Annotated in this window: 25 protein-coding genes; 4 read left to right on the top strand and 21 right to left on the bottom strand. The window is 39.6% G+C overall.

Features of this window, described 5'->3' with window-relative positions; genetic code table 11:
- Window positions 1–89: 89 nt before the first annotated feature.
- The 11 genes from KHB02_RS09170 to KHB02_RS09120 all read right to left on the bottom strand — a co-directional run bounded on the left by KHB02_RS09170 (window position 90) and on the right by KHB02_RS09120 (window position 10142).
- On the bottom strand, window positions 90–560 hold the full coding sequence (locus KHB02_RS09170; protein WP_213140911.1) for a hypothetical protein: 471 nt from the start codon (window positions 558–560) through the stop codon (window positions 90–92).
- Window positions 561–668: 108 nt separating this feature from the next.
- The gene (locus KHB02_RS09165) at window positions 669–1304 is read right to left on the bottom strand and encodes an FMN-dependent NADH-azoreductase (protein ID WP_213140912.1); all 636 of its coding nucleotides are present in this window, start codon (window positions 1302–1304) and stop codon (window positions 669–671) included.
- A 192-nt stretch (window positions 1305–1496) separates the two neighbouring features.
- Complete coding sequence (locus tag KHB02_RS09160; RefSeq protein ID WP_213140913.1) at window positions 1497–1643, bottom strand: hypothetical protein; 147 nt, start codon at window positions 1641–1643, stop codon at window positions 1497–1499.
- Window positions 1644–1870: 227 nt separating this feature from the next.
- Entirely contained in the window at window positions 1871–3583 is a 1713-nt protein-coding gene (gene ptsP / locus KHB02_RS09155) for a phosphoenolpyruvate--protein phosphotransferase (RefSeq protein WP_213140914.1), read from the bottom strand.
- A complete protein-coding gene (locus KHB02_RS09150; RefSeq protein WP_213116509.1) occupies window positions 3583–3849 on the bottom strand; it encodes a phosphocarrier protein HPr in 267 nt (88 codons plus the stop codon). The genes ptsP and KHB02_RS09150 overlap by 1 nt, the downstream gene beginning before the upstream one ends.
- 303 nt (window positions 3850–4152) lie before the next feature.
- A complete protein-coding gene (locus KHB02_RS09145) occupies window positions 4153–5844 on the bottom strand; it encodes a glycerol-3-phosphate dehydrogenase/oxidase (protein ID WP_213140915.1) in 1692 nt (563 codons plus the stop codon).
- Window positions 5845–6021: 177 nt separating this feature from the next.
- Complete coding sequence (gene glpK, locus KHB02_RS09140) at window positions 6022–7512, bottom strand: glycerol kinase GlpK (RefSeq protein ID WP_213140916.1); 1491 nt, start codon at window positions 7510–7512, stop codon at window positions 6022–6024.
- A 129-nt stretch (window positions 7513–7641) separates the two neighbouring features.
- Window positions 7642–8196 carry a glycerol-3-phosphate responsive antiterminator gene (locus tag KHB02_RS09135; RefSeq protein ID WP_213140917.1) on the bottom strand — a complete coding sequence of 185 codons (555 nt, stop codon included), beginning with the start codon at window positions 8194–8196 and terminating at the stop codon, window positions 7642–7644.
- Between the two features lie 32 nt (window positions 8197–8228).
- Window positions 8229–9431 carry a DUF4129 domain-containing protein gene (locus tag KHB02_RS09130; RefSeq protein WP_213140918.1) on the bottom strand — a complete coding sequence of 401 codons (1203 nt, stop codon included), beginning with the start codon at window positions 9429–9431 and terminating at the stop codon, window positions 8229–8231.
- Window positions 9428–9715, bottom strand: a complete 288-nt coding sequence (locus KHB02_RS09125) for a hypothetical protein (protein WP_213140919.1) — start codon at window positions 9713–9715, stop codon at window positions 9428–9430. Before KHB02_RS09125 ends, KHB02_RS09130 begins: the two co-directional genes overlap by 4 nt.
- 232 nt (window positions 9716–9947) lie before the next feature.
- Window positions 9948–10142 carry a hypothetical protein gene (locus KHB02_RS09120; RefSeq protein ID WP_213140920.1) on the bottom strand — a complete coding sequence of 65 codons (195 nt, stop codon included), beginning with the start codon at window positions 10140–10142 and terminating at the stop codon, window positions 9948–9950.
- 235 nt (window positions 10143–10377) lie between these two features.
- Between KHB02_RS09120 and KHB02_RS09115 the strand changes: the two genes are divergently transcribed.
- Window positions 10378–10566, top strand: coding sequence for a YkvS family protein (locus KHB02_RS09115; protein ID WP_213116517.1), 189 nt, complete (start codon window positions 10378–10380; stop codon window positions 10564–10566).
- A gap of 58 nt (window positions 10567–10624) precedes the next feature.
- Here KHB02_RS09115 and KHB02_RS09110 read toward each other — a convergent pair whose 3' ends face one another.
- Window positions 10625–10744, bottom strand: a complete 120-nt coding sequence (locus KHB02_RS09110) for a DUF6254 family protein (RefSeq protein ID WP_241113792.1) — start codon at window positions 10742–10744, stop codon at window positions 10625–10627.
- A gap of 125 nt (window positions 10745–10869) precedes the next feature.
- Between KHB02_RS09110 and KHB02_RS09105 the strand changes: the two genes are divergently transcribed.
- The gene (locus KHB02_RS09105) at window positions 10870–11484 is read left to right on the top strand and encodes a CPBP family intramembrane glutamic endopeptidase (protein WP_213140921.1); all 615 of its coding nucleotides are present in this window, start codon (window positions 10870–10872) and stop codon (window positions 11482–11484) included.
- Window positions 11485–11510: 26 nt separating this feature from the next.
- Here the strand turns inward: KHB02_RS09105 and KHB02_RS09100 are convergent, their stop codons facing one another.
- Window positions 11511–12560 carry a YkvI family membrane protein gene (locus KHB02_RS09100; RefSeq protein WP_213140922.1) on the bottom strand — a complete coding sequence of 350 codons (1050 nt, stop codon included), beginning with the start codon at window positions 12558–12560 and terminating at the stop codon, window positions 11511–11513.
- A 203-nt stretch (window positions 12561–12763) separates the two neighbouring features.
- Here KHB02_RS09100 and KHB02_RS09095 point away from each other — a divergent pair, with 203 nt between their 5' ends.
- Window positions 12764–14923 carry an ATP-dependent Clp protease ATP-binding subunit gene (locus KHB02_RS09095; RefSeq protein ID WP_213140923.1) on the top strand — a complete coding sequence of 720 codons (2160 nt, stop codon included), beginning with the start codon at window positions 12764–12766 and terminating at the stop codon, window positions 14921–14923.
- Between the two features lie 28 nt (window positions 14924–14951).
- Here KHB02_RS09095 and KHB02_RS09090 read toward each other — a convergent pair whose 3' ends face one another.
- The 3 genes from KHB02_RS09090 to KHB02_RS09080 all read right to left on the bottom strand — a co-directional run bounded on the left by KHB02_RS09090 (window position 14952) and on the right by KHB02_RS09080 (window position 17895).
- Entirely contained in the window at window positions 14952–16646 is a 1695-nt protein-coding gene (locus KHB02_RS09090; protein WP_213140924.1) for a M3 family oligoendopeptidase, read from the bottom strand.
- Window positions 16647–16742: 96 nt separating this feature from the next.
- Window positions 16743–17183, bottom strand: a complete 441-nt coding sequence (locus tag KHB02_RS09085) for a MarR family winged helix-turn-helix transcriptional regulator (protein ID WP_213116522.1) — start codon at window positions 17181–17183, stop codon at window positions 16743–16745.
- 184 nt (window positions 17184–17367) lie between these two features.
- A complete protein-coding gene (locus KHB02_RS09080; RefSeq protein WP_241113791.1) occupies window positions 17368–17895 on the bottom strand; it encodes a hemerythrin domain-containing protein in 528 nt (175 codons plus the stop codon).
- A 223-nt stretch (window positions 17896–18118) separates the two neighbouring features.
- On the opposite strand from KHB02_RS09080, the gene KHB02_RS09075 reads away from it, so the two are divergent.
- A complete protein-coding gene (locus KHB02_RS09075) occupies window positions 18119–18466 on the top strand; it encodes a hypothetical protein (RefSeq protein WP_213140925.1) in 348 nt (115 codons plus the stop codon).
- Between the two features lie 125 nt (window positions 18467–18591).
- Here KHB02_RS09075 and KHB02_RS09070 read toward each other — a convergent pair whose 3' ends face one another.
- The 5 genes from KHB02_RS09070 to KHB02_RS09050 all read right to left on the bottom strand — a co-directional run bounded on the left by KHB02_RS09070 (window position 18592) and on the right by KHB02_RS09050 (window position 22773).
- Window positions 18592–18876 carry a ferredoxin family protein gene (locus tag KHB02_RS09070; protein WP_040204690.1) on the bottom strand — a complete coding sequence of 95 codons (285 nt, stop codon included), beginning with the start codon at window positions 18874–18876 and terminating at the stop codon, window positions 18592–18594.
- On the bottom strand, window positions 18876–20171 hold the full coding sequence (locus KHB02_RS09065) for an FAD-dependent oxidoreductase (RefSeq protein ID WP_213140926.1): 1296 nt from the start codon (window positions 20169–20171) through the stop codon (window positions 18876–18878). Before KHB02_RS09065 ends, KHB02_RS09070 begins: the two co-directional genes overlap by 1 nt.
- Window positions 20164–21195 carry an electron transfer flavoprotein subunit alpha/FixB family protein gene (locus tag KHB02_RS09060; RefSeq protein WP_213140927.1) on the bottom strand — a complete coding sequence of 344 codons (1032 nt, stop codon included), beginning with the start codon at window positions 21193–21195 and terminating at the stop codon, window positions 20164–20166. Before KHB02_RS09060 ends, KHB02_RS09065 begins: the two co-directional genes overlap by 8 nt.
- A 41-nt stretch (window positions 21196–21236) precedes the next feature.
- Complete coding sequence (locus tag KHB02_RS09055; protein WP_213140928.1) at window positions 21237–22061, bottom strand: electron transfer flavoprotein subunit beta/FixA family protein; 825 nt, start codon at window positions 22059–22061, stop codon at window positions 21237–21239.
- Between the two features lie 451 nt (window positions 22062–22512).
- Window positions 22513–22773: an aspartyl-phosphate phosphatase Spo0E family protein gene (locus tag KHB02_RS09050; protein WP_241113790.1), complete on the bottom strand. Its 261-nt coding sequence runs from the start codon at window positions 22771–22773 to the stop codon at window positions 22513–22515.
- Window positions 22774–23084 lie beyond the last annotated feature (311 nt).

The raw sequence follows: 23084 nt of genomic DNA, 5'->3' as shown, positions 1-23084 counted from the left end.
AAAATCTCTCCTCTCGTCTATTGCTTTTATTTTAGCATTTTCCGCCAATATTATCGTAATAAAAAAGACCGAAACTTTTTATTTCGGTCTTAAAGTTCAGACGAAAAATTTGTTAAAAAGGCTCTGCCAAAGACCTTTTTGTTATTGAACACTTCGATAGAGACAGCGTTATTCTGTTCAATCATATTTTGAAGCTCTTGGATATGCAAATCCTTTTGCAGCGGAATCGGGTCCATAAAAATATATTTCTCCTTTTTCCCCTTAACGTCTATATATTCTCCGTTAAGAACCTGCTCCTCACCATAGACAATTTCCCGCCTGCCGATGGCAGCTGCCAAGCGGTCATCGTGGATGGTTACTTTTACCTTATATAATTGGTGTCCCTCCAAAATTTCATTGTTTATTCGAAAGCGAAATTGGATTTCGTTATTTTTTGTTAACAGAGCATCCGCATAACGGTTTGCAATTAATTCATTAGAAGTCAGTATTCCACATCCGCTTAATAAAACAGACCCGAAAATGATATAGAGGCTTAACATAATCTTAATGTTTTTATTCATTTTGACCACTCCTTTATACCTTCCACCATCGCCAAAATTTTTTGGTGTTAAACATAAAGGATAGAAATAAAAATAGAGGCAGAAAACTGCCCCTACCACACTTAGGTATTAGAATGTATGAGCTAAATCCTGTGCGCGCGCAATAGCTTTTTCTTTGATTTCCTGAGCCTTGTCAGGCATGGCATTATGGCCTTCCACAAACAGACCTTCGAACGATGGTACACCGAAGAAACTCATCAGGACGCTAATATAACGGTGCCCCATTTCCATTTCTGCAGCAGGACCTGAGGAATAAAAACCGCCTCTAGCTTGGATATGCAAAGCTTTTTTATCAGTTAACAGACCAATTGGACCTTGCTCTGTATATTTAAATGTTTTTCCTGCAACCGCAACCGAATCAAGATATGCTTTCATTACTGGAGGAAATGAGAAATTCCATAAAGGGGTAACAAAAACATATTTATCCGCAGCAATAAATTGTTCGCTTAACTCATTCAAGCGGCTAACCTTTGCTTTTTCGTCTGCTGATAACTCATCAAAGGATTGCCCGGAACGAAGCTTTCCCCATCCACTGAACACATCCACATCAATTTGCGGGATATGCTCAGTATACAAATCCAGATGAATTACTTCATCATTAGGATTAACCTGTTTGTACGTATCGATAAATTCTTTTCCTACTGCCATACTGTATGATTGTGTCTCATCATGAGGGTGTGCTGTAATGTATAAAACCTGTGCCATGTTATTCACCTTTCTTGTTGATTTGATATCTTTAGTGTGAATCAATATCATCTGATTTAACCAAAAAATATATCTCGGATTAGAATGATTTTAATTCAAGAAAACTTTAAAATAAAAACCCTGTATGTATCAAATATTCTGCTTTGGATAAAAAAATGGATTTGCCGTATTTGACAAATCCACTAGTAACTTTTATTCATTAACTTCCATCGAATAAGGATTTTTACCTATATTCTTTCTCATTTCATCGGTCATTAAAAAAGGTTCCTTCACAACAGCTTCATTTTCAGCTTGATCAAGATGAAAACTGCCATCATAATGTACTGGTTTTTGCTCCATAATTAATCCACCCCTACAATGATTTACATTTAAGATGCCCAATTTTAGTTCTTATTACTTAGTAGACCTGCCGGAATTTCATCTTACTATAGTCATGTAATTCAGGTCTTTATGACTATTATTATAACTGAAAATAATTTGAAAGAACATAATAAATTGAAAATAAAAACAGTAAAAAAAGACTAGCTGATTTTCCAGCTAGTCCTTTTAAAAATATACATGTTTTATTATTTTATAGCAGCGTTTACTGCTTCTATTACTTGATCTGTTGTTTGCATGTTTAAGACTTGCTGGGCAAGTCCTTCCATGTCAGACTTCTTAAGATTTTTTATTAATGAGCGTGCCTTAAGAATTGACGTAGCACTCATCGAGAATTCATCTAGTCCAAGACCGAGCAGAATTGGAATTGCTGTTTCGTCGCCAGCCATTTCTCCGCACATACCTGCCCATTTACCTTCTGCGTGAGCAGCATCGATGACCATTTTTACTAATCGTAAAATTGATGGGCTATATGGCTGGTATAGATAGGAGACACGCTGATTCATGCGGTCGGCTGCCATTGTATATTGAATCAAATCATTAGTACCAATACTGAAGAAATCTACTTCTTTGGCGAATTGATCAGCTAGAACCGCAGTCGATGGAATTTCAACCATGATACCAAGTTCAATTTTTTCAGCAACTTTTTGCCCGCCTGAGATTAATTTTTGCTTTTCCTCTTCAAGAATGGCTTTTGCTGCCCTGAATTCATCTAGAGTGGCAATCATCGGAAACATAATTTTCAAGTTTCCGTATACACTTGCGCGTAATAATGCCTTAAGCTGTGTCCGAAAAATCCCTTGCTCTTCCAGACATAAACGAATCGCTCGGAAGCCTAAGAATGGATTCATCTCTTTAGGTAATTCCAAGTATGGAAGTTCTTTGTCGCCGCCTATGTCCAATGTCCGAACTACAACTGGCTTTCCTTCCATGCCTTCTAGGACTGCCTTATATGCCTCGAACTGTTCTTCTTCTGTTGGCAGCTGATCTCGGCCCATATAAAGGAATTCAGTCCGATAGAGGCCAACTCCCTCGCCGCCATTTTCTTTGACTCCTTTTAAATCTTTTGGAGTACCGATGTTCGCAGCCAGTTCAACGTGATGCCCATCAGCGGAAACAGTAGGCTCGTTGACAAGCTTGGCCCATTCAGCTTTTTGCGTTTCGAAGTCTTCATGAACTTTCTTGTACTGCTCTACGAGTTCAGGGGTTGGGTTAATATGTACTTCACCCTTTAGCCCATCGACAATGACCAAATCGCCATTTTGAATTTCTTCGGTAGCTGTCTTAGTTCCAACCACAGCTGGAATTTCCAGTGAGCGCGCCATAATAGCTGAGTGGGATGTCCGTCCGCCAATATTTGTTGTAAACCCTTTTACAAATTGTCGGTTTAATTGTGCTGTGTCCGAAGGGGTCAGATCTTCTGAAACAATAATGACTTCTTCCGCAATCATGCTTGGATTTGGCAGCTGCACGCCTAACAAATGAGCTAATACACGCTTAGTCACGTCGCGGATATCCGCAGCACGCTCCTTCATGTATTCATTATCCATTTGTTCGAACATCATTACAAACATATCCGCAGTTTCTTTAAGGGCTGCTTCTGCATTTACGTTCTCGGACCCGATCTTATCTTCAATCGGATTATTTAATTCTGGATCACTTAAAACAAGGAGATGCGCTTCAAAAATGGCTGCCTTATCAGGGCCAAGGTCAACCTTTGCTCGGTCGCGAATGATTTCAAGTTCAGACTTCGCTTTTGCCATGGCATCACGAAAACGTGCTACTTCAGATGAAGCATCTTCAATTTTTTTCTGTTCAAAAGATAAATCTGGTTCAACCAGGCGGTATGCTTTAGCAATGGCGATACCATTTGATGCAGCAATCCCATTTAAAAAAGTCATTATTCAGCCAATCCTTCTTTTCTCAATGTTTCTTCTAGGCTGTTTAATGCGTCGTTTGCATCGCTGCCTTCTGCTGTAATTTTGATTTCGGCTCCCTTGCCAATGCCGAGGGACATAACGCCCATAATCGACTTTAAGTTAACTGTTTTGCCTTTATGTTCAAGATTGATTTCTGAATCAAATCTGCTAGCTGTTTGGACTAAAAGTGTTGCTGGTCTAGCATGAATTCCTGTATCTGCTGTTACTGTAAATTGTTTTTCTGCCATCTTCAATCAAACTCCTTTTTTTATGTAGATAATAAAAATTAATGCTCACTTTCATAAAATAGCCAAAATACCTTCTTTAGTCAAATAAGACATTAAAGAAATAAAGTAAAGAATTTAAATTTATTTTCCCCTGAAAGTTATCCAAACATGTAATGATTATTTATCTATCAAGGTTATATAATAATGGTACAAATGGTAGAATAGCATTTTCTTTAAATTCATTCAAATATTTTGTGTCTACGTTCACAAAAACGTCAAAAACATTAAAAACCGTCCAAACGGACGGCTTTTTTTTAAAATTATTTAATTCTCGCTCACTGCTTGGGGAAAATCGCTCGGTTCATCGACCGGTATGACCGCAGACACTAAAGCCTCTTCAACCGCTAAAGAGTATTTTGCCTTATCCTTGTCACTCCAGCCAAATTTGTCAGACAAATAATTTATTACTTGTTTTTTATATTTCCGAACTGTTTGTATATCAAATAATATTGCACCAGTACGGCGATTTAAGAAGTCGATTGGCGTAGCAATCATTTCATGCTCAATTGCATAAATCAGTTTTGCAAATAAATCCAAAGGCAGTTTGTATTTTACTGCGTCATCTTTATTCTTTCTTAATAGGTTAAAGACTATGTCAATATTTGAACCGTACATTCTCGCTAATTTTTCAGCTTCTTTGCTGGACAGCCCTAGCTCTGTCCCGTTCTGAATTTGTTTTGAAACATAGGAATTAAAATTGGCGGAACCTCCTACATTCCCTCCTGATATCGGCATGTTTCTTGTTTGGCATGAAGGAAGAGTTCTCCCTTCTTCTAATTGAAATTTATCAACTAGCAAATCAACAACTGTATCCGCCATTTTCCGATACCCCGTTAATTTGCCGCCGGCAATCGTAATCAAACCAGACTTAGACTCCCAGATTTCATCCTTTCGGGAAATTTCAGAAGGATCCTTTCCTTCCTCATAGATTAGCGGCCGTACACCAGCCCAGCTGGATTCAATATCCTGTTCCGTAATCTTTACGTTCGGAAACATATAATTAATTGCATTAATGATATAGGCCCGGTCTGATTTTGTCATTTGTGGATGTACTGCATCTTCCTTATAAAAAGTATCGGTCGTACCAACATAAGCCTTCCCATCTCTCGGAATTGCGAAAACCATTCGGCCGTCTGGTGTATCAAAATATATTGCTTGCTGTAATGGGAACCTGGATTGGTCGATAACTACATGAACCCCTTTTGAAAGCTGAAGTGTTTTTCCTTTTTTAGATTTGTCCATTTCACGGATATGATCAACCCAGGGACCGGCAGCATTTACAATTTTTTTAGCCCTGATTTCGTATTTGTCACCAGTTATCTGATCCTCAACAATTACTCCGACAACCTTTCCATTTTCATAAATAAGCTTGGTTACCTTTGTATAGTTGCAGGCAATTGCTCCATTTTCAACTGCGGCCTTCATTACTTCAATCGTCAGTCTAGCATCATCAGTACGATATTCAACATAATAGCCCCCGCCTTTTAAACCATCCTTTTTCACCAGCGGCTCCTTAGCAAGCGTTTGTTCAGCTGATAACATGCTGCGGCGTTCAGATTTTTTCACCCCTGCCAAAAAATCATATACCCGAAGTCCAATCGAAGTGCTGAACGGGCCGAAGGTACCGCCTGTATGCATGGGCAAGAGCATCCATTCAGGCGTCGTAACATGAGGTCCATTTTCATACACAATGGCCCTTTCCTTTCCAACTTCAGCCACCATCTTCACTTCAAATTGTTTTAAATAACGCAGCCCGCCATGGACTAGCTTCGTTGATCTGCTGGAGGTTCCTGCCGCAAAATCCTGCATTTCAACCAAGGCGGTACTCATCCCTCTAGTTGCCGCGTCTAGTGCGATTCCGGCACCTGTAATGCCTCCGCCAATTACTAAAATGTCAAATCGTTCACTTTTTAGTTTAGTTGCAATTTCAATACGATTTAAATTTGAAAATTTCATCGTCATTTCCTCCAATGTAATTGCTATATTATATGCAAACTTTTTAAAGGGGAAATAAAAAGAGACCACAAAAGCTATTATCTATTTTTAGATAATGTTTTGTGGTCTCTCCAATTTCTCCAGACAATTTATTAACTTGATCATATCATACCATAATTTTCTTTAAATGGTTAATAATTATTTAAAAACCATCGCTGCTTTTACTGCCTTTTTCCAGCCGGCATATAATCCAGTCCGGATTTCTTCTGACATGGTTGGATTGAATTGATGATCAATAGCCCATTGTTTTGAAATTTCCTCTTGGCTTTTCCAGAAACCAACCGCAAGACCTGCTAAATAGGCCGCTCCAAGTGCGGTCGTTTCATTAATGACTGGTCTTTCAACCGGCACATTGAGGATATCGCTTTGGAAATTCATTAAGAGGTTATTCTTTACAGCACCGCCGTCAACGCGCAAGGTTTTCAGTTCAATACCTGAATCGGCTTCCATCGCAGATAACACATCTTTAGTTTGGTAAGCCAGTGATTCAAGTGTCGCCCTAATAAAATGTTCCTTTGTTGTACCGCGTGTCAAGCCAAATACAGCCCCACGCACTTCACTATCCCAGTATGGTGTTCCTAATCCAACAAACGCCGGTACAATATATACACCTTCAGTCGATTCCACCTTTTCGGCATAAACCTCGCTATCCTTTGCATCCTTGAACATCCTTAACCCATCGCGCAGCCATTGAATCGCCGACCCAGCAACAAAGATACTGCCTTCGAGCGCATATTCAACCTTGCCATTCAATCCCCAAGCGATCGTTGTCAGCAGACCATGGTCTGAACGGACAGCCTTTTCCCCAGTATTCATTAACATAAAACAGCCTGTGCCATACGTATTTTTGGCCATCCCTTTTTCAAAGCATGCCTGGCCAAACAAGGCTGCCTGCTGATCGCCTGCGACACCGGCAATCGGTATTTCCTTGCCAAAAAAGTGATAATCAATTGTGTTGGCATAAACCTCAGATGATGGGCGAACCTCGGGCAACATGGACTTTGGAACACTTAAAATTTCCAATAGTTCATCATCCCATTTTAGCTCATAGATGTTAAACAGCAGCGTACGCGAAGCATTGGAATAATCCGTCACATGGGCCCGCCTGCCGGACAATTTCCAAATCAGCCAAGTGTCAATTGTCCCGAATAGCAATTTCCCTTCTGCCGCTTTTTCCCGTGCTCCTTCAACATTGTCTAAAATCCATTTTACTTTCGTTCCTGAAAAATAGGCATCAATTAGCAAACCTGTTTTATTACGGAAGGTTTCCTGATACCCTTTTTCTTTTAACTCTTCACAAATTTCGCTCGTTTGTCTTGACTGCCAGACGATAGCATTATAAACAGGAACTCCTGTCTCTATATCCCAGACAACAGTTGTTTCCCGCTGATTGGTAATACCGATTCCGGCAACCTGTTCGGGTTTAACTCCTGATTCCGAGAGGACAGCAGCTATAACAGCAAGAATAGAACCCCATATTTCATTGGGATTATGCTCTACCCAACCTGGCTTTGGAAAATGCTGAGAAAACTCCTTCTGGGCGGAATAGACTATTTCGCCACTTTGATTAAAAAGAATTGCACGGGAACTTGTAGTTCCTTGATCTAGCGATAAAATATAGTTTTCCATACTTACACCTCACATTCAAAAAAGGAGAACCACAAACTAGCCGCATAAAACGACCAACTGTGTTTCTCCTTATCTCCGTCACAAAATATTAACTTGTTAAATTGAGTATATAAAGTTAGGAAAACGGTGTCAACCTATTTTTTCAAATAGGTTCCAGAGTTCTATTTTTGAGGTTGTTATTGCAGTGGCGCCTGCATTTAGGGCATTTTCGATCTCATCTGCTGTTCGAATTAGTCCGCCTGCAAAAATCGGGATATTAACGCGTTCTTTCACTTCTTTAATCATCCACGGCATTGCCCCTGGAAGTACTTCAATATAATTCGGCTGGGTTTTTTCGATTAGCTTATAGCTTTTTTCAAGGGCGTGGCTGTCAATTAAAAAAATTCTCTGCACCGCGATGACTCCCTTTTGCTTGGCTTTCTGGATCACACCAGCCTTTGTAGAAATAAGTCCGTACGGCTTGAACTCCTGGCAAATATATTCCGTTGCATATTCATCATTTTTAATGCCATGAATTAAGTCAACATGGTAGATCATTTTTTTCCCAGATTGCTTGGCCATTTGATTAATATTTTTAAGCTGGGCAATATGCATATCTAAAAAAACCCCAATTTCGTAGGGACTTTGTAAAAACCGCTCAAATTCCTTCATGTTTCCAGAAGCCGGCAAGATTTTTTGTTTCATCGTATTTAAGTTCACCTACTAGTTTTAAATGTCTACTTTTTTTGTTCTTTTCGTATTTCCTTCAGTTGTAATTTTAATGCTTGTGCTTCCTGTTGAACATAGTTCTTATCCTCAATAGAAGCTTCATCTCCGCCATAGCGTACCCTTTCATAAACTTGAATGGTTTCATTTGACAAATGAAGTCCAGTCCTCTGCCGCCACTCTTTAAGCGTCTCGTTTGCCGCTCGTCCTAAACGCAGACGCTTCGCAAATTTTTCCAGCCGAAAAATTTCCTTTCGAATAAAATCATCCGGCGGCACTCCCTTTCTTTTAAAAATGGAGGTGAATACTCCGCCAGGCTCTCCTTCCGAAATAATCACGGAATGATGAAAATGACTGCCTGATTCCTTCAGTCTTGATTTCTTTCGAAGCAAATATATGACAAACCCAACTACAGTGCAGAGAGCAAGAAAATACAAAACATTTTCCGTTACTTCGAAGGATCTTGGCTGATAGTCAAATCCCTCGTTTGTACCTTCCCCAACCTTTGTGGTAGGTTTATAGTCGCTGCTGCCAAATAAGGATAGCGCAAATTCGATAAAGCGTATCACAGGGACTGCAAGGCCTGAAAATAGAAAAACAATACCTTGCAAAATACTCGAGAAAATCAGCTGAATATATTTTAATAAGAACATAAAGGCAATTCCAATCACTGTCACACTCGCCATTATTCTAAAAAAATAAAAGGCAAATTTCGCTTTGTCATTGGTAACTGCAGACCACTTCCTACAGAAACCGTCCGTTATAATAACGACAATAAAAAGGATAATTTGAAAAATAATCGCATTTTGATATGGATAGGAAATCATTGCGGAATACACAAGGGCGATAATCCCAAGAGTAAATGAAAAAAATAACAATATGGTTTTTGAAAGCCCTGAACTTTCATCATAAATGGAAATTCCTCGCCAAAAAACAAACAAACCTATTACCGATGCGAAAAAAAGAGACAGCCCCCCTAGATGACCGATGATGACGATGGCAGGCAAGATAATGACTAAAAAAAGCCATTTCCCCTTACTTGCAAACCTTTCTAGCAATATGAAAAATAAAATAATGCTGATAAAGCCTAAAGAAGAAAACAGCAAAATAGGTGGAAACCTTTTTTGACCGATAAAAAATAAAAACAGAAATAAATTAGCAATGACTATTTCTAATATAAAATGTGAGGATGCGGCTGCAATTCGATACATCATAGCTGCAGCCTTCTTTCTTTTTGAATTTCCAACTCACCAAAAAGACAATCTTCGCCTGCTAACGTCAATTCCATTAATCTCACACCTTTTTGCGCTTCATTTAATAGCAGCTTATTTGTTTCCTCAGTCCTGACTCCGAGATGAATAAAAAAGGGCTGTCTTGCGAAATGGCGCTGATAGAATGAAACAAGCTGATGATAGGGCAAAGTTGTATTAAGTGAACTGACGGAGGAAAGGGTTTCCAGAACCTTTTGTAAATGTTCTTTTCCCTCCCCTTTGGGCAAATAAAGAAAAGGCGTGCTCCCTGCTGTTCGAACGTTGATACATAAAGAAAAGGGGAGTTGCTGTTGATAGGATAATCTCCTGCTTTAATGATTGGATATTTTCTATTAAGGCCATTCCCTCAGCTCCCTGGAAGTTTCTTCTATATATGTAGTCCTTTTATTTTATCAAATTTTTCCACTTTTCCAAACATACTGGTAAAAAAAGAACCCTATTATAAATGGGTTCGTTCCTTTAACTTCTCGGCTCTTTTAAATATTGGTAGAGAACATCTCCATTCCGCTGAGCAATGCCGCGGAAGTGTTTAAAATCTTTTCTTTTTACCAGCACCTGACGGAAATCCATAAATTCCCCAACGTTAACGTAATATTCGGAAAGCTCTCCGTTCATAAGACGATTTAAGATATCGTTAACTGTTTCTTCCCTCATTTTTAAGCACCTCTTTCCACTTCCTTATTTTAACGTAAAAACCTAATTTAAAGCTAATTTCATCCCTAAATATGAAAACGTTACCATTATCTAATTATATTTCCAGAATTTTTTTACAAAAACATATAAGAAATTAACTAAATTGTAACATTAACACCTTTACGAATTTGGAAAAATAGTGCAAACTGTTATTTAAATAGTTTTTTAAGTTTGCTAGATAAAGGAGAGAGGAAATTTGAAAAAAGCAGAGGTAGGAAATATCATCGAATTTCGCGGCGGACTGCAAGGGATTGTTGAAAAGGTGAATGAAAATTCTGTAATAGTTGACTTAACATATATGGATAATTATCGTGATTTAGAATTAGATCAGCGTACAGTTGTTAATCATAAAAATTATAAGGTTATTAAAGAAACCGCTTACTAATTATTTGAAAAGGCAGAATGCACACTGCCTTTTCTTCTTTTTTATACCGGAAAACCGTTTATTTTCCTTGGTCCGTTTCCTTTGAAAGCTCTTTAAACGATTTAACTTTGCCATGAGGATTTTGATCCTGCTTTCTGACCGTCCATTCACGTTCCTTTTGACTTTGTGATTTACTCATTCTCTTCACTCCTTTCTCGATTATATTTTTTTCATTTAAAGATATTCTTATCAACGTAATTGGATAAAATGTATATTGAAATCTTTTCCTTTACATATGAGTTATGATCTTCGAAGGAGCTTATTATGGAATTAAAACGAACCCTGGATTTACGTCTAATTACCGGATTGATTATCGCCCATGCCCTACTCTATTTTTCTTTTCATGATAAGGCGATATTTTGGTACATTTTTTCCGGTTCCATCCTAATACTAATCGCCTTTTCCACGTTTCAGGGAGACGTGGAAGATGAGACCTCTTTTATCAAGTATTTATTTTTAGGCGTCATTTCCGGTTTGCTATTATATTTGCTGTTTTGGATTGGCTATCAGCTGTTCGAGATGGCCATTTCAGGCTTTAAAAAAGATGTAAGACGTTTGTACCGATGGTTTGCACCTTCGTTATTCTGGCACTATTTAGCCTTAATTTTAGTGGCAGCACCTGGCGAAGAAATGTTCTGGAGAGGGTTTGTCCAAAAAAGACTGTTAAAATACCTCAAACCGTACGTCGCCATTATTGCTAGCTCTATATTATATGGGTCAGTCCATATTTATTCGGGGTCCTTTTTACTAATGTTCGCTGCCTTCGTCTCCGGTCTTGTCTGGGGGTTTTTATACTTTTGGAAAAAAAGCATGCCCCTCGTTATTGTTTCTCATATCATTTTTGACATGATGATGTTCATTTTTCTGCCACTAACATAAAAGCAGCTGACCTGAGCAGCTGCTTTTCAATTTCTTTCTGGGGGTGTAAATGGCTTCATCCACAGGAGAATAAAAAAACTCATGCAAATATAGCCGAACAACGGATATAGGTAGGACAAAAGTGTTCCATAATTCACCAAGCTAATTAAGTAAGACACTGTAAAAATAGCCGTTACAGAAACCAGCGTCGGTACAGGCATATATTGCTTTAACTGCCGGTCGAGACCAAAAACATTCCCAATAACTGAAGTAAAAATTTCTCCATAAATGATAAGAACAAAAATCCAATAGAAAAACGGGGCTAAATTTCTCATAATAACGGCCATCGGAATTTCATATAATTCCAGGTTTGGGAGCATGATTAATGTAAAGTGGCTGGCAATTAATATTACCGTCAAAGCCACACCACCAAGAATTCCCCCCCATTTGATCGTCCAATCGTCCTTCACTTCTGATGCAATCGGCACTAGTACCGCTTGAGCAAGTCCAAGATTCAAGGCAGCATACGAAAATGGTGCAATAACGCTTTTCCACCCATCAGAAGCATGAGGAATATACAAAAACTGCTCTAAAAAGTTTGGCATTTGCAAAGACAATAGCATTAAAATCAGACTAAACCCAATCATTAAGGGAACTACAAAGGTATTGACAGCAAAAAGCCCCTTAGTACCTATAAGCATCACCAAATAGGATAAAAAAATGGTGATAAACACCCCCGCATTTTTTGGCAATCCAAGCTGTTCTTCAAAAACAGCTCCTGCTCCTGCCAGCATAACGGCACTTACCCCAAGCAGCATAAATAGCATAAAAAAATTGATGATGCCTCCAGCCCATTTTCCAAATAAATAATCATTAAATTCCTGGTATGATTTTGCATTAATTTGCGCAGCGATCCGCATCAGTTTTGAACCAATCACAATGAAAAGATAGCCGCTCATTAATATACTTATAAAGCCAAAGAAACCAAACCGTGAGAAAAATTCCACGATTTCTTTTCCTGTAGCGAATCCTGCTCCAACAACAGTCCCCACATAGACTGCCGCTATTTGAAAAGCTTGATTCCAGCTTTTTTTCACATCATCTCCCCCTTATCACAAATATATGACCAAAGGGACAAACAATGACGAGCTTTTTCTCGTAAGCTTATTTTCCTATCATGGAAAAAATTTCACCAAGCGAAAGACTTGAAAGTCAAAAAAGGTCAGAGTATACTATGGTCATAAGGTCAAATATAGTCAAAGTCAAATTGATAAAAGCTAATAACAAGGAGGTTGTTTACATGCTTTGTCAAAAATGTAATCAAAATCAAGCAAATGTACAATTAAACATGAATGTTAATGGGCAGCGTCATGATTTGAAACTTTGCCATGAATGTTATACAAAGGAGAAAAATGCATTAGGTGCAGGCTTTGGAATGAATACGAACCCATTCAACGGTTTTCCATTTGAAGAGCTTTTTGCTAGCAAAAACTTTTCCCAAGGCCACATTCCAAATGGTCAATTTAGTCCGGCAGTTGAGAATAAAAACGGCCGCGGCGGCTTTATCGATCAATTTGGCCGTAACCTCACACAAATGGCTAAAGCCGGCTTGATTGACCCGGTTATAGGCCGTGATCACGAGATTAAACGAGTCATTGAGGTATTAAACAGAAGAAATAAAAACAATCCTGTTTTAATTGGTGAACCTGGTGTTGGTAAAACGGCAATAGCGGAAGGTCTTGCCTTAAAGATTGCCGATGGCGATGTACCAGGCAAACTGCAAAATAAAGAAGTTTATTTATTGGATGTAGCTTCTTTAGTTGCCAATACCGGAATCCGCGGTCAATTTGAAGAGCGGATGAAGCAATTAATCGCTGAATTGCAGGAGCGGAAAAACATCATTTTATTCATTGATGAAATCCATCTGCTTGTTGGTGCAGGCTCTGCTGAAGGCTCTATGGATGCCGGCAATATTTTAAAGCCGGCCCTTGCCCGCGGTGAACTTCAGGTTATTGGTGCTACGACATTAAAAGAATACCGCCAAATTGAAAAGGATTCAGCCTTAGAACGCCGCTTCCAGCCTATTCAGGTTCAAGAGCCTGATACAGATGCAGCCATTGCCATCCTTAAAGGAATTCAGAAAAAATATGAGGACTTTCATGAGGTCAATTATTCAGACGAAGCCGTCCACGCTTGTGTGACCTTATCGCAGCGCTATATTCAAGACCGCTTCCTGCCTGATAAGGCGATAGATTTATTAGATGAATCAGGTTCAAAACTAAATCTAACTACAGATTATCGGAATAATGAACAAATCGAGGCCCGTCTTAAGGAAATTGCCGCTAAAAAGGAAACAGCATTAAAAAAAGAAAACTATGAACTGGCAGCAAAGCTTCGTGATGAAGAAACACAACTTGAAAAGGCATTAAATAGTGCCTCAAAAACGGAGCGACCAGTTGTTACAGTTTCTGATATCCAAAAAATTATTGAAGAAAAAACTGGGATTCCGGTCGGTAAACTTCAAGAAGACGAGCAGCTTAAAATGAAATCACTGGAAGAAAATTTGAATAAAAAGGTTATTGGCCAGGAACAAGCCGTTCAGAAGGTCGCAAAAGCTGTTCGCCGCAGCCGTGCCGGTTTAAAAGCAAAAAATCGTCCGATCGGGTCCTTCTTATTTGTCGGTCCAACAGGTGTTGGTAAAACAGAATTATCTAAGACTCTTGCAGAAGAATTATTTGGCACAAAGGATTCGATGATTCGACTTGATATGAGCGAATACATGGAAAAACACAGCGTATCAAAATTAATTGGTTCTCCTCCAGGTTATGTCGGCCATGAGGAGGCTGGTCAATTAACCGAAAAAGTCCGCCGTAATCCATATAGCATTATTCTCTTGGATGAGATAGAAAAGGCCCATCCTGACGTCATGCATATGTTCCTGCAAATACTTGAGGACGGACGTCTTACTGACAGCCAAGGAAGAGTGGTAAGCTTTAAGGACACCGTCATTATCATGACAAGTAATGCCGGCGTTGGGCACAAAAACATTCACGTTGGCTTTGGAACATCCAATGCTGTGGAAGAAGCTAGCATCCTTGACTCTCTTGGCAGCTTCTTCAAGCCGGAATTTTTAAACCGCTTTGACAGCATCATTGAATTTAAACCACTGGATAAAGAGCATATCTTATCTATTGTCGACCTAATGGCTTCTGAGTTGCAAGAAACATTAAAAGAACAAAACATTGAACTAACCATTTCAGTAGAAGCGAAAGGAAAATTAGCAGAACTTGGCTACCATCCTGCATTTGGCGCTCGTCCATTAAGACGCGCCATTCAGGAACAGCTCGAAGATAAAATTACTGATTTTATTTTAGACCAGCCAGATGCTAGACAACTTGCTGCTATTTTAGAAGATGGCCAAATCAAAGTTGTCACTGAAATGGTGACAGTTCAAAAATAAAAAGCGAAGCCCTCCGGCTTCGCTTTTTTTATAGCTTTTTATCATCAACCGAATTCAGCCAATTCTCAATTTCACCAACAACAGATTCTACACAGCCGGTTTTAAATGGTGATATTAAATTGGCTGCTTCCACTAGTTTAGTAAATGACATAGAACCGCCAAGCTTACAAAGCTTGACATAGTCTGCCCATGCCTCTTGATGATTCTCCCTTGACCGCTTCCAGAATTGGAAGGCGCAAATTTGCGCAAGCGTATAGTCAATATAATAGAACGGTGAATTATAAATATGTCCCTGACGCTGCCAGAAACCGCCGTTCTCCAGATACTCATTGCCGTCATAATTCTTATGCGGCAAATACTTCTTCTCAATTTCCCGCCATTTTTGCTTGCGCTCTGTTGGTGTGGCTTCTGGGGTGTCATAAACCCAGTGCTGGAATTCATCAACGGAAACTCCGTATGGAAGGAATAAGAGCGCATCACTAAGATGAGAAAACTTATATTTATCGGTGTCTTCTTTAAAGAATAGGTCCATCCATGGCCATGTGAAAAATTCCATACTCATCGAATGAATTTCACATGCCTCATAGGTTGGCCAGTTATATTCAGGTATTTCAAACTGACGGCTCGAATAAACCTGGAAGGCATGGCCTGCCTCATGGGTCAGGACATCAATATCACCAGAGGTACCATTGAAATTTGAGAAAATGAATGGCGCTTTATGATTTTCAATGTATGTGCAGTAGCCCCCGCTTGCCTTCCCCTTCTTGGCAACAAGGTCCATCAGATTATTTTCCATCATAAAGGTAAAAAATTCTCCGGTTTCCTTTGAAAGATCCTGATACATTCTTTGCCCGTTCTCAATGATCCATTCAGGACTACCCTTCGGTACAGCGTTTCCGGTCTCGAACACAAAGCCTTCATCATAGAATTTTAATTTATCGAGGCCAAGCCGTTCCCGCTGCCGCTCTTTTAGCTTAGAGGCAATTGGAACAATAAAGTCCTTTACCTGCTGACGGAAATTAGCCACCATCTCGGCGTTGTAATCGGTTCTCATCATGCGGTTATAACCAAGCTCGACAAAGTTTTTATAACCCAAGGCGTGAGCAATCTCGGTCCGCACCTTTACCAATTCATCATAAATCCGGTCAAACTCCGCTTCATGCTCTGCAAAGAAGCCAAATTTCGCCGTGCTGGCGCGTTTGCGCATCTCCCGGTCTGTCGATTCAATAAACGGGTCGATTTGCGCAAGTGTACGCTCTTCCCCTTCAAATTCGATTTTCGCCGATGCAACAAGCTTGGTGTATTCTGACGATAATCGGTTTTCCCTTTGCAGCAAAGGAACAATTTCCGGTTTAAACGTCTTTAGCTGACTTTCAGCAAGGGCGAAAAGCTGAGTGCCCCATTTATTTTCCAATTGCGGGCGGAATTTGGAATCAACCAAAGCATGATAATATCCTGTGATTAACCCTTCCACCTCAGGCTGGATTTCATCCATGTAATCCTGCTCATTTTTATAAAATTCATCATTCGTATCAATGGTATGTCGAATATTACAAAGATTGAACATCGTCCCCAAGTCATTTCTCAGTTGATTGATTTCATTCATGGCCCCGCTCTGCTTTTCCACTGATTCAGCGTTTTTGAAACGCTCTAATGCTTCATTAAATTTTGCCCGAACCTCGTCTAAGTTAGGTCGTATGTATGTATACTGTTCAAAGCCCATGAAAAAACCCCCTTTTTCATTTTTTTCGGCTATATTCATTTCGACACTATTGATTAATATTCCTTTTTGCCAAAAAAAATACGACTAAAAGCCGTATTAAAATTTTCCTGCAGGCAGACCTAATTTTTTTAACAAGTCAATTGCCTCCAGCTTTTCGGAATCAGATAAACTTGACATAAGCTTATCAATTTGTTGGGCATGTTCAGGAAAAATATCCTGAATCAATTTTTTCCCCTCATCTGTTATTTGCGCAAAAATCACACGTCTATCTGTCGGGCAGGCGCTCCTTCTCAATAATCCCTTTTGTTCCAGCTTATCGACAACATATGTAATGCTTCCGCTCGCAAGCAGGATTTTTGCACCAATTTGTTGCAGCGGCTGGTCGCCTTTGTGGTAAAGAAGCTCTAATACGGCAAACTCAGTTGGGTTTAAACCGCTTGCTTGGATCACTTTATTGACGTGTTCATTAATGGCTTTATAGGCTCTTGAGAGAACAATGAATAGCTTTAACGAAACAGCTGTTGAATCTTTTTCCATAACAACTCATCCTTTATCTTTTTGGGAAATTGCCCTCAAAAGCAAAATACCCATAATATCTCGATTTCAAAATTATTATAAAAAAATTTCGAACCTCTGTCAATTAACGGCAAAGTCACACTTCTTATCCTAAATGTTTATATTGCGAAAAAAGTAAAAAGGATGGAATCTCTGCCCATCCTTTTTACTTAATTTTTTGAATCCCTTGATATAACTCTTCTTTTTCTTCATTAGATAGCATTCGCTCGGCCATTGGAAAAAGGACGTTTTCTTTCTTGTTAAAATGCTCCGTTAAAATAAAGTAAGCATTTTGGATGTATCCAGCTAATTTTTTTAATTCATCAGGTGAAGCAGAGCTGCCGGCTGCCTGCTCAAGAAAGGATTTAATATGCGCTTTTGCTTGGTCATGCTCATACTCCATTACCGCTATTGGTCCAGAAGTTGTCCCAATATAAGTCCCCATCATTGGGAACAGCACACCTTCTTCTCTTTCCGAATGCGGGTCAAGCGCTGCCTGAAATTCTTTTACCTTCGTAATTAACTCTTGGAAATTAACTTCTATTTCAATATCTTTATCAATTTTTTGGGTTAGGCTGAACAATCCTTCCATTTGGCTTCTTAATGGGGGATGTTCTTCTTTCAATTGCCTTAATCCCTTACTTTTTAGCTCAGCACTCGGCATCCCGCCGAAACCGCTCATACAACTGCTCATTACATTCACCTCTTTCAATCTTCTGCTTTCAGTATAAAAGCGCCACTACAATTATGTAGTGACAATCGTCACATCTATACCCAAATTACAACTTCCTCATAATATTATTGACAACTTTTTGAAAACGTTTTATTTTTTTGAAAAATTATAACATTTATCACTCAAAAAAATCTTTATAGTTTCATATAATAAAGTTAGATATTATGAAAGGGAGGTAAATATATTGAAAACCCCAAATTATCATGACTTTTATCAAACGGCATTTTTACCAATTGGTGCAAATGATCTTGTTTCGCTTAAGGATACAGATGCCTATATTCCAGAATCCAATTCTACACATTGGCTAATAGCCGTAGAAGGGGTTCAGCTCCCTCAGCCACGGATTTATTATCATTGGAAAGTCAGTATATATCCAGCCGCAAATGACGGCGACTTCAATTGGAAAAAGCCATATTATTGCTCAGAAAATATGGAACAAATGGATCATGCCATAACCCTTGCTTCCTCGCTTGCAGCCTCCTGCAAAAAAGATGAACTTTCCTCGGCAGCCCTTTTAGAGAAAATAAGCTGACCCTGTAAATACTTACCTTCTAGCTTCACCTTCTTTTTATAATCCTTTGTGAAAAAATATACATATAGTGTAAATTGCAATTAGCTAAAAAAGGTGCTGCCTGCAATAGCAAACAGCACCTTTTTTTATGCTAACCTGAAGACAATCCCGTGTCCGCCTTTTGGATATTCCCATTTAATATTTTGGTAAGGGCAGCCAATCCGGCAGCTTCCGCATTCGTGACAGCCTTCATAACCTACCTGCATCCGCGTTCCTTCCCACTTATATACCTCGGCTGGGCAAAATACTGTACAAATTTTATCAGGACATTGGGTCATGCAAACGTCATGATCAAGAACGGTAAGATGGGACTTTGTGTCACACTTAAACCTGAGAAGATACTGTTTTTCCTCAATATTCTTCGTTGACATTATTTCACCGCCTTCCAAGCACGATAGAGATCTTGCAATACGCGAAGCGTTCCTCTTTGTGAGGTCATATTCTTAATAATTTGCTTTTGTTTATCACGTTTTGGCGTGCCATCAACCGTAAAGAATTTGCTAGCTGCCTGATTCATCATCGGAACATACTCTTTAAAATATTGCGGGTATTTTTCGAATGTATGGGCCGCATCTTTGTACTTCTCTAAATCTTTGATGATAAAGCTATTATAAAGGGCCTCGCGGTAGTTATTTAACATTGATTCGCTGAAATTGCCGTGGCGGTGCGCCTCAATGACAGTCTCAGCAGCCAATAAGCCAGAATGCATCGCCATGTTCGAACCTTCACGATGAATAGCGTTAACAAGCTGGGCAGCGTCCCCAACAACAATAACTCCGTTACCTGCCACTTTAGGAACTGAGCGGTAGCCGCCTTCCGGAATGAGGTGGGCAAGATATTCAGCAGACTCGCCGCCGGCAATGAACGGCTTGACCATCGGATGATTCTTTAAGTAATCCAGCAGTTCATAGGGCTTCATTTTTGCTTTTATCATACTCGATAGTGTTGTCCCCACACCGATATTCAAACTCTCTTTGTTGGTATATAGGAAAGCCGTACCCAGATTTCCTTTTGTGGAATCTCCAAAGATCTCAATTGTGCAGCCTTGGTTGTCCTCCAAATTGAAGCGGTCATTTATTTTTTCTTTTGGAAGATTAACAACTTCCATAACTGTCAGCGCCACTTCGTCCGGGCGGAACTCCTTATGAAACCCAAGCTGTTTGGATAACAGCGAGTTAACTCCGTCAGCAAGGACGACTACATCTGCAAAAACCTCACCATCCGGCCGGTCGGTGCGGACTCCAACTACCTTGCCGTTTTCTACAATACATTCCGTGACAACTGTTTCGGTAATTAGAAGCGCTCCTGCATCCACAGCTTTCTTTGCGAACCATTGGTCAAACTGGGCCCTTAGAACTGTAAAGTTATTATATGGCTCGACACCCCATTCAAGGCCCTTATATCCGAACGAAAGAACTGATTCTTTGTCCATCATCCAGAACCGCTGTTCAATGACTGGTCTTTCAAGCGGCGCTTCTTTCCAAAATTCAGGAATCAATTCTTCCATTTGCTGGCGGTACAATACTCCACCCATAACGTTTTTTGCCCCTGGGTACTCTCCACGTTCAATCAGCAGCACATTCAGACCGTTTTTAGCACAAGTGTAAGTACAAGAGGTTCCTGCAGGGCCAGCCCCTACCACAATCACGTCAAACTTCTCAGGCATAGCTCAGTTCACCGCCCTTTTCAGCTTTAAGCTTTTTAAATTGCTCGATTAGTTTAGGGATAATTTCCATTGCGTCTCCTACAATGCCGTACGTTGCCACGTCAAAAATCGGGGCGTTCGGGTCTTTGTTGATGGCAATTATAAACTCGGAATTCTTCATACCTACCACATGCTGAATCGCTCCGGATACTCCAATGGCAAAATAAATTTTCGGTGTGACCGTTTCTCCTGTCTGTCCAACCTGCTGCTCATGAGGCAGCCATCCTGCTTCAACCACATCGCGGGTTCCGCCTACGCTTGCGCCGATTGTTTCCGCCAATTCATGGATTAGCTGGAAATTTTGCAGGTCGCCCAATCCTTTGCCACCGCATACGATGACATGGGCATCGGCTAATTTAGCTTTTTTTGTTACGTCATTCACAATTTGTAGTACTTTTGTACGCATTTCCGCTTCGTTCAGAGCTATTTTCTCTTCAATGATCTTTCCTTGTCTTCCTGCATCCGGCTCAAGTGCCTTCATTACTTTAGGTCTTACTGTTGCCATTTGCGGGCGATGCTTCTTACAGAGAATCGTTGCCATAATATTACCGCCGAATGCCGGCCGGCTTGCTTCTAGCAATCTATTATCTACGTCCACATCCAGCATCGTCGTATCTGCTGTTAATCCTGTAACTAAATCAGTTGCAACAGCACTTGCCAAGTCCTTTCCGTTGGGTGTTGCACCGTAAAGAATAATTTCCGGCATATATTTTTGCGCTAGCAGCATAACACCGCTCATATAGGATTCTGTACGATAATCCTTCAAAACTGGATGGTCAATTACGTAGACCTCGTCAGCCCCATAAGAAATAACCTGATTAGCTAATGGCCTTATTTGATTGCCCAGCAAGAATCCCCCTAATGGGACCTCAAGCTTATCTGCCAGCTTCCTGCCGGCACCCAGCAATTCTAGTGAAACATCTTCAATTTTGCCGTCATTTTGTTCAATGAATACCCAGACTCCACGGTAATCGTCAAGATTCATTTAAGACCCCTCCCTGCTCTATACCCTAAAATTTATTAACATTATTTAGTTGACTGTAATGTAAACAGGTCTTTTTTCTCCATCAGAATATCCATTAGCTGACCTACCTGCTCATCGGCGGAACCATCTAGCTTTTTCCCGCCTTCAGGCCGTGGAGGTGTGAACATTTTGCCGACAACCGTAGGTGACCCTTTTAGTCCAAGCTGTGAGCGGTCAACATTTTCAAGATCATCCACTGCCCAAATAATAGGTTCATATCTTGCAGCACTAATCATGTTCGGCATTGGTGAATACTTGATATCATTGATTTCTTTTTCAACTGTTAATAGACAAGGCATTTCCGACTGGACCAGTTCGTATCCGTTGGTTAATTTCCGTTGAATTAAGACCGTTTTCTCACGCTCATTCACTTCTGTTACCTCAATCACATTTGTAACAGGAGGAATATCCAATCTCCGGGCGATACCAGGGCCAACCTGACCGGTATCTCCATCAATGGCATGCTTTCCACAAATAATCATGTCAATTGGGAGTTCTTTGGAAATTCTCTCCAACGCCTTTGATAAGGCGTAACTGGTTGCAAGTGTATCGGCACCGGCAAAAGCACGATCCGATATTAAATACCCTTGGTCTGCGCCAATTTCAACGCTTTTCTTAATGACAGCAGTTGCCTGCGGAGGTCCCATTGATAAAACCGAGATGGTCCCGCCAGTTTTTTCTTTGATTTTAACAGCTTCTTGAACCGCATGGGCATCATATGGGTTCAAAATAGCCGGGGCACTCCTGCGGTCGAGTGTATTTGTTTTCGGATTGATTTTGATGATTTTTGTATCGGGTACTTGTTTGACACATACGACAATGTGCATGTAGGACTTCCCTCCTCCAAATAAGCTAAAAATGATGAAAGCGTTTGACTTACTGGTTGGTTATTAAAAATGCTTTTATTAACGATATATGAATCGCAATTTAAGCATATTACCCAAAATTAATAGATTTCTTTAATTGAATGAAAAAAGCTGGAAAATTCATATAAGAAAAAATTTGCTGCATGTGCAGCAAGCACGGGTGAAGTTCATCATGGTGTGGGTATTTTAGATAGAAAATAGTACTAATTTAACTATATGAAATATTGAGATATAGACAATGATAAAAATCACAGCACTGTCTATACATGTAGAAAATATTTTTCTCTCTGAAAAATATTTTTTTAAAGGAGGCACTAAAAAGAATAGGCCTTCTGCTACAATGATTAAATGTAACGGAAGGCCTTTATTTTGAGGTTTCTGGGCATTTTACAGTTAGATAATTAGTAATTAGTTAGACTAATACTTTGGGCCAAATCATGATCATTTGCTTTAAGGCGAATTTGATTTCTTCGGGTGGTTTGGAGGCTTGTCCCATCATTCGGTGATACTCATTGATTAACTCATCCAGTTCTTGACTGTATTTAATGGTTTGTTCACTTGTAAATCCCAATGTATTTGCACTTTTTATCATAAGTTCTCGTTTTGCTTTTATCTCTTCAATCATTTGACTATGGCTCGGACTGTGACTAGTGGTATTACTATACTCGTACAATGTTATCCTCCTACCTCTTACACACTTACTTTAATTCGCTAAAAAATTAGACTACTTGATGAATTATGACAAGAATTTCTTCAAATGTAAATACATTCGCAAAAGTAGACAAAACATTCTAAAACTTTCTATTTTCGACAGTTTATTTGCTTGTTTTCTTGAAATTTCGACATAAATTCCCAAGTAGTTAGTTGTGGATTGGGATTATTGATAAAAACCGCTTTGCGTCAATAATGAAAGCGCATTCATTATTGTGGGAGGATTGTACATTTTTTTAAAATATTTTTTTAGTACAAAAGTCCCTGAATCTA

The organism is Neobacillus citreus (assembly GCF_018343545.2).
Lineage (GTDB): Bacteria > Bacillota > Bacilli > Bacillales > Cytobacillaceae > Neobacillus > Neobacillus citreus.
The sequence above is the reverse complement of the archived record's forward strand: the minus strand, read 5'-3'. Positions and strand labels throughout refer to the sequence as shown.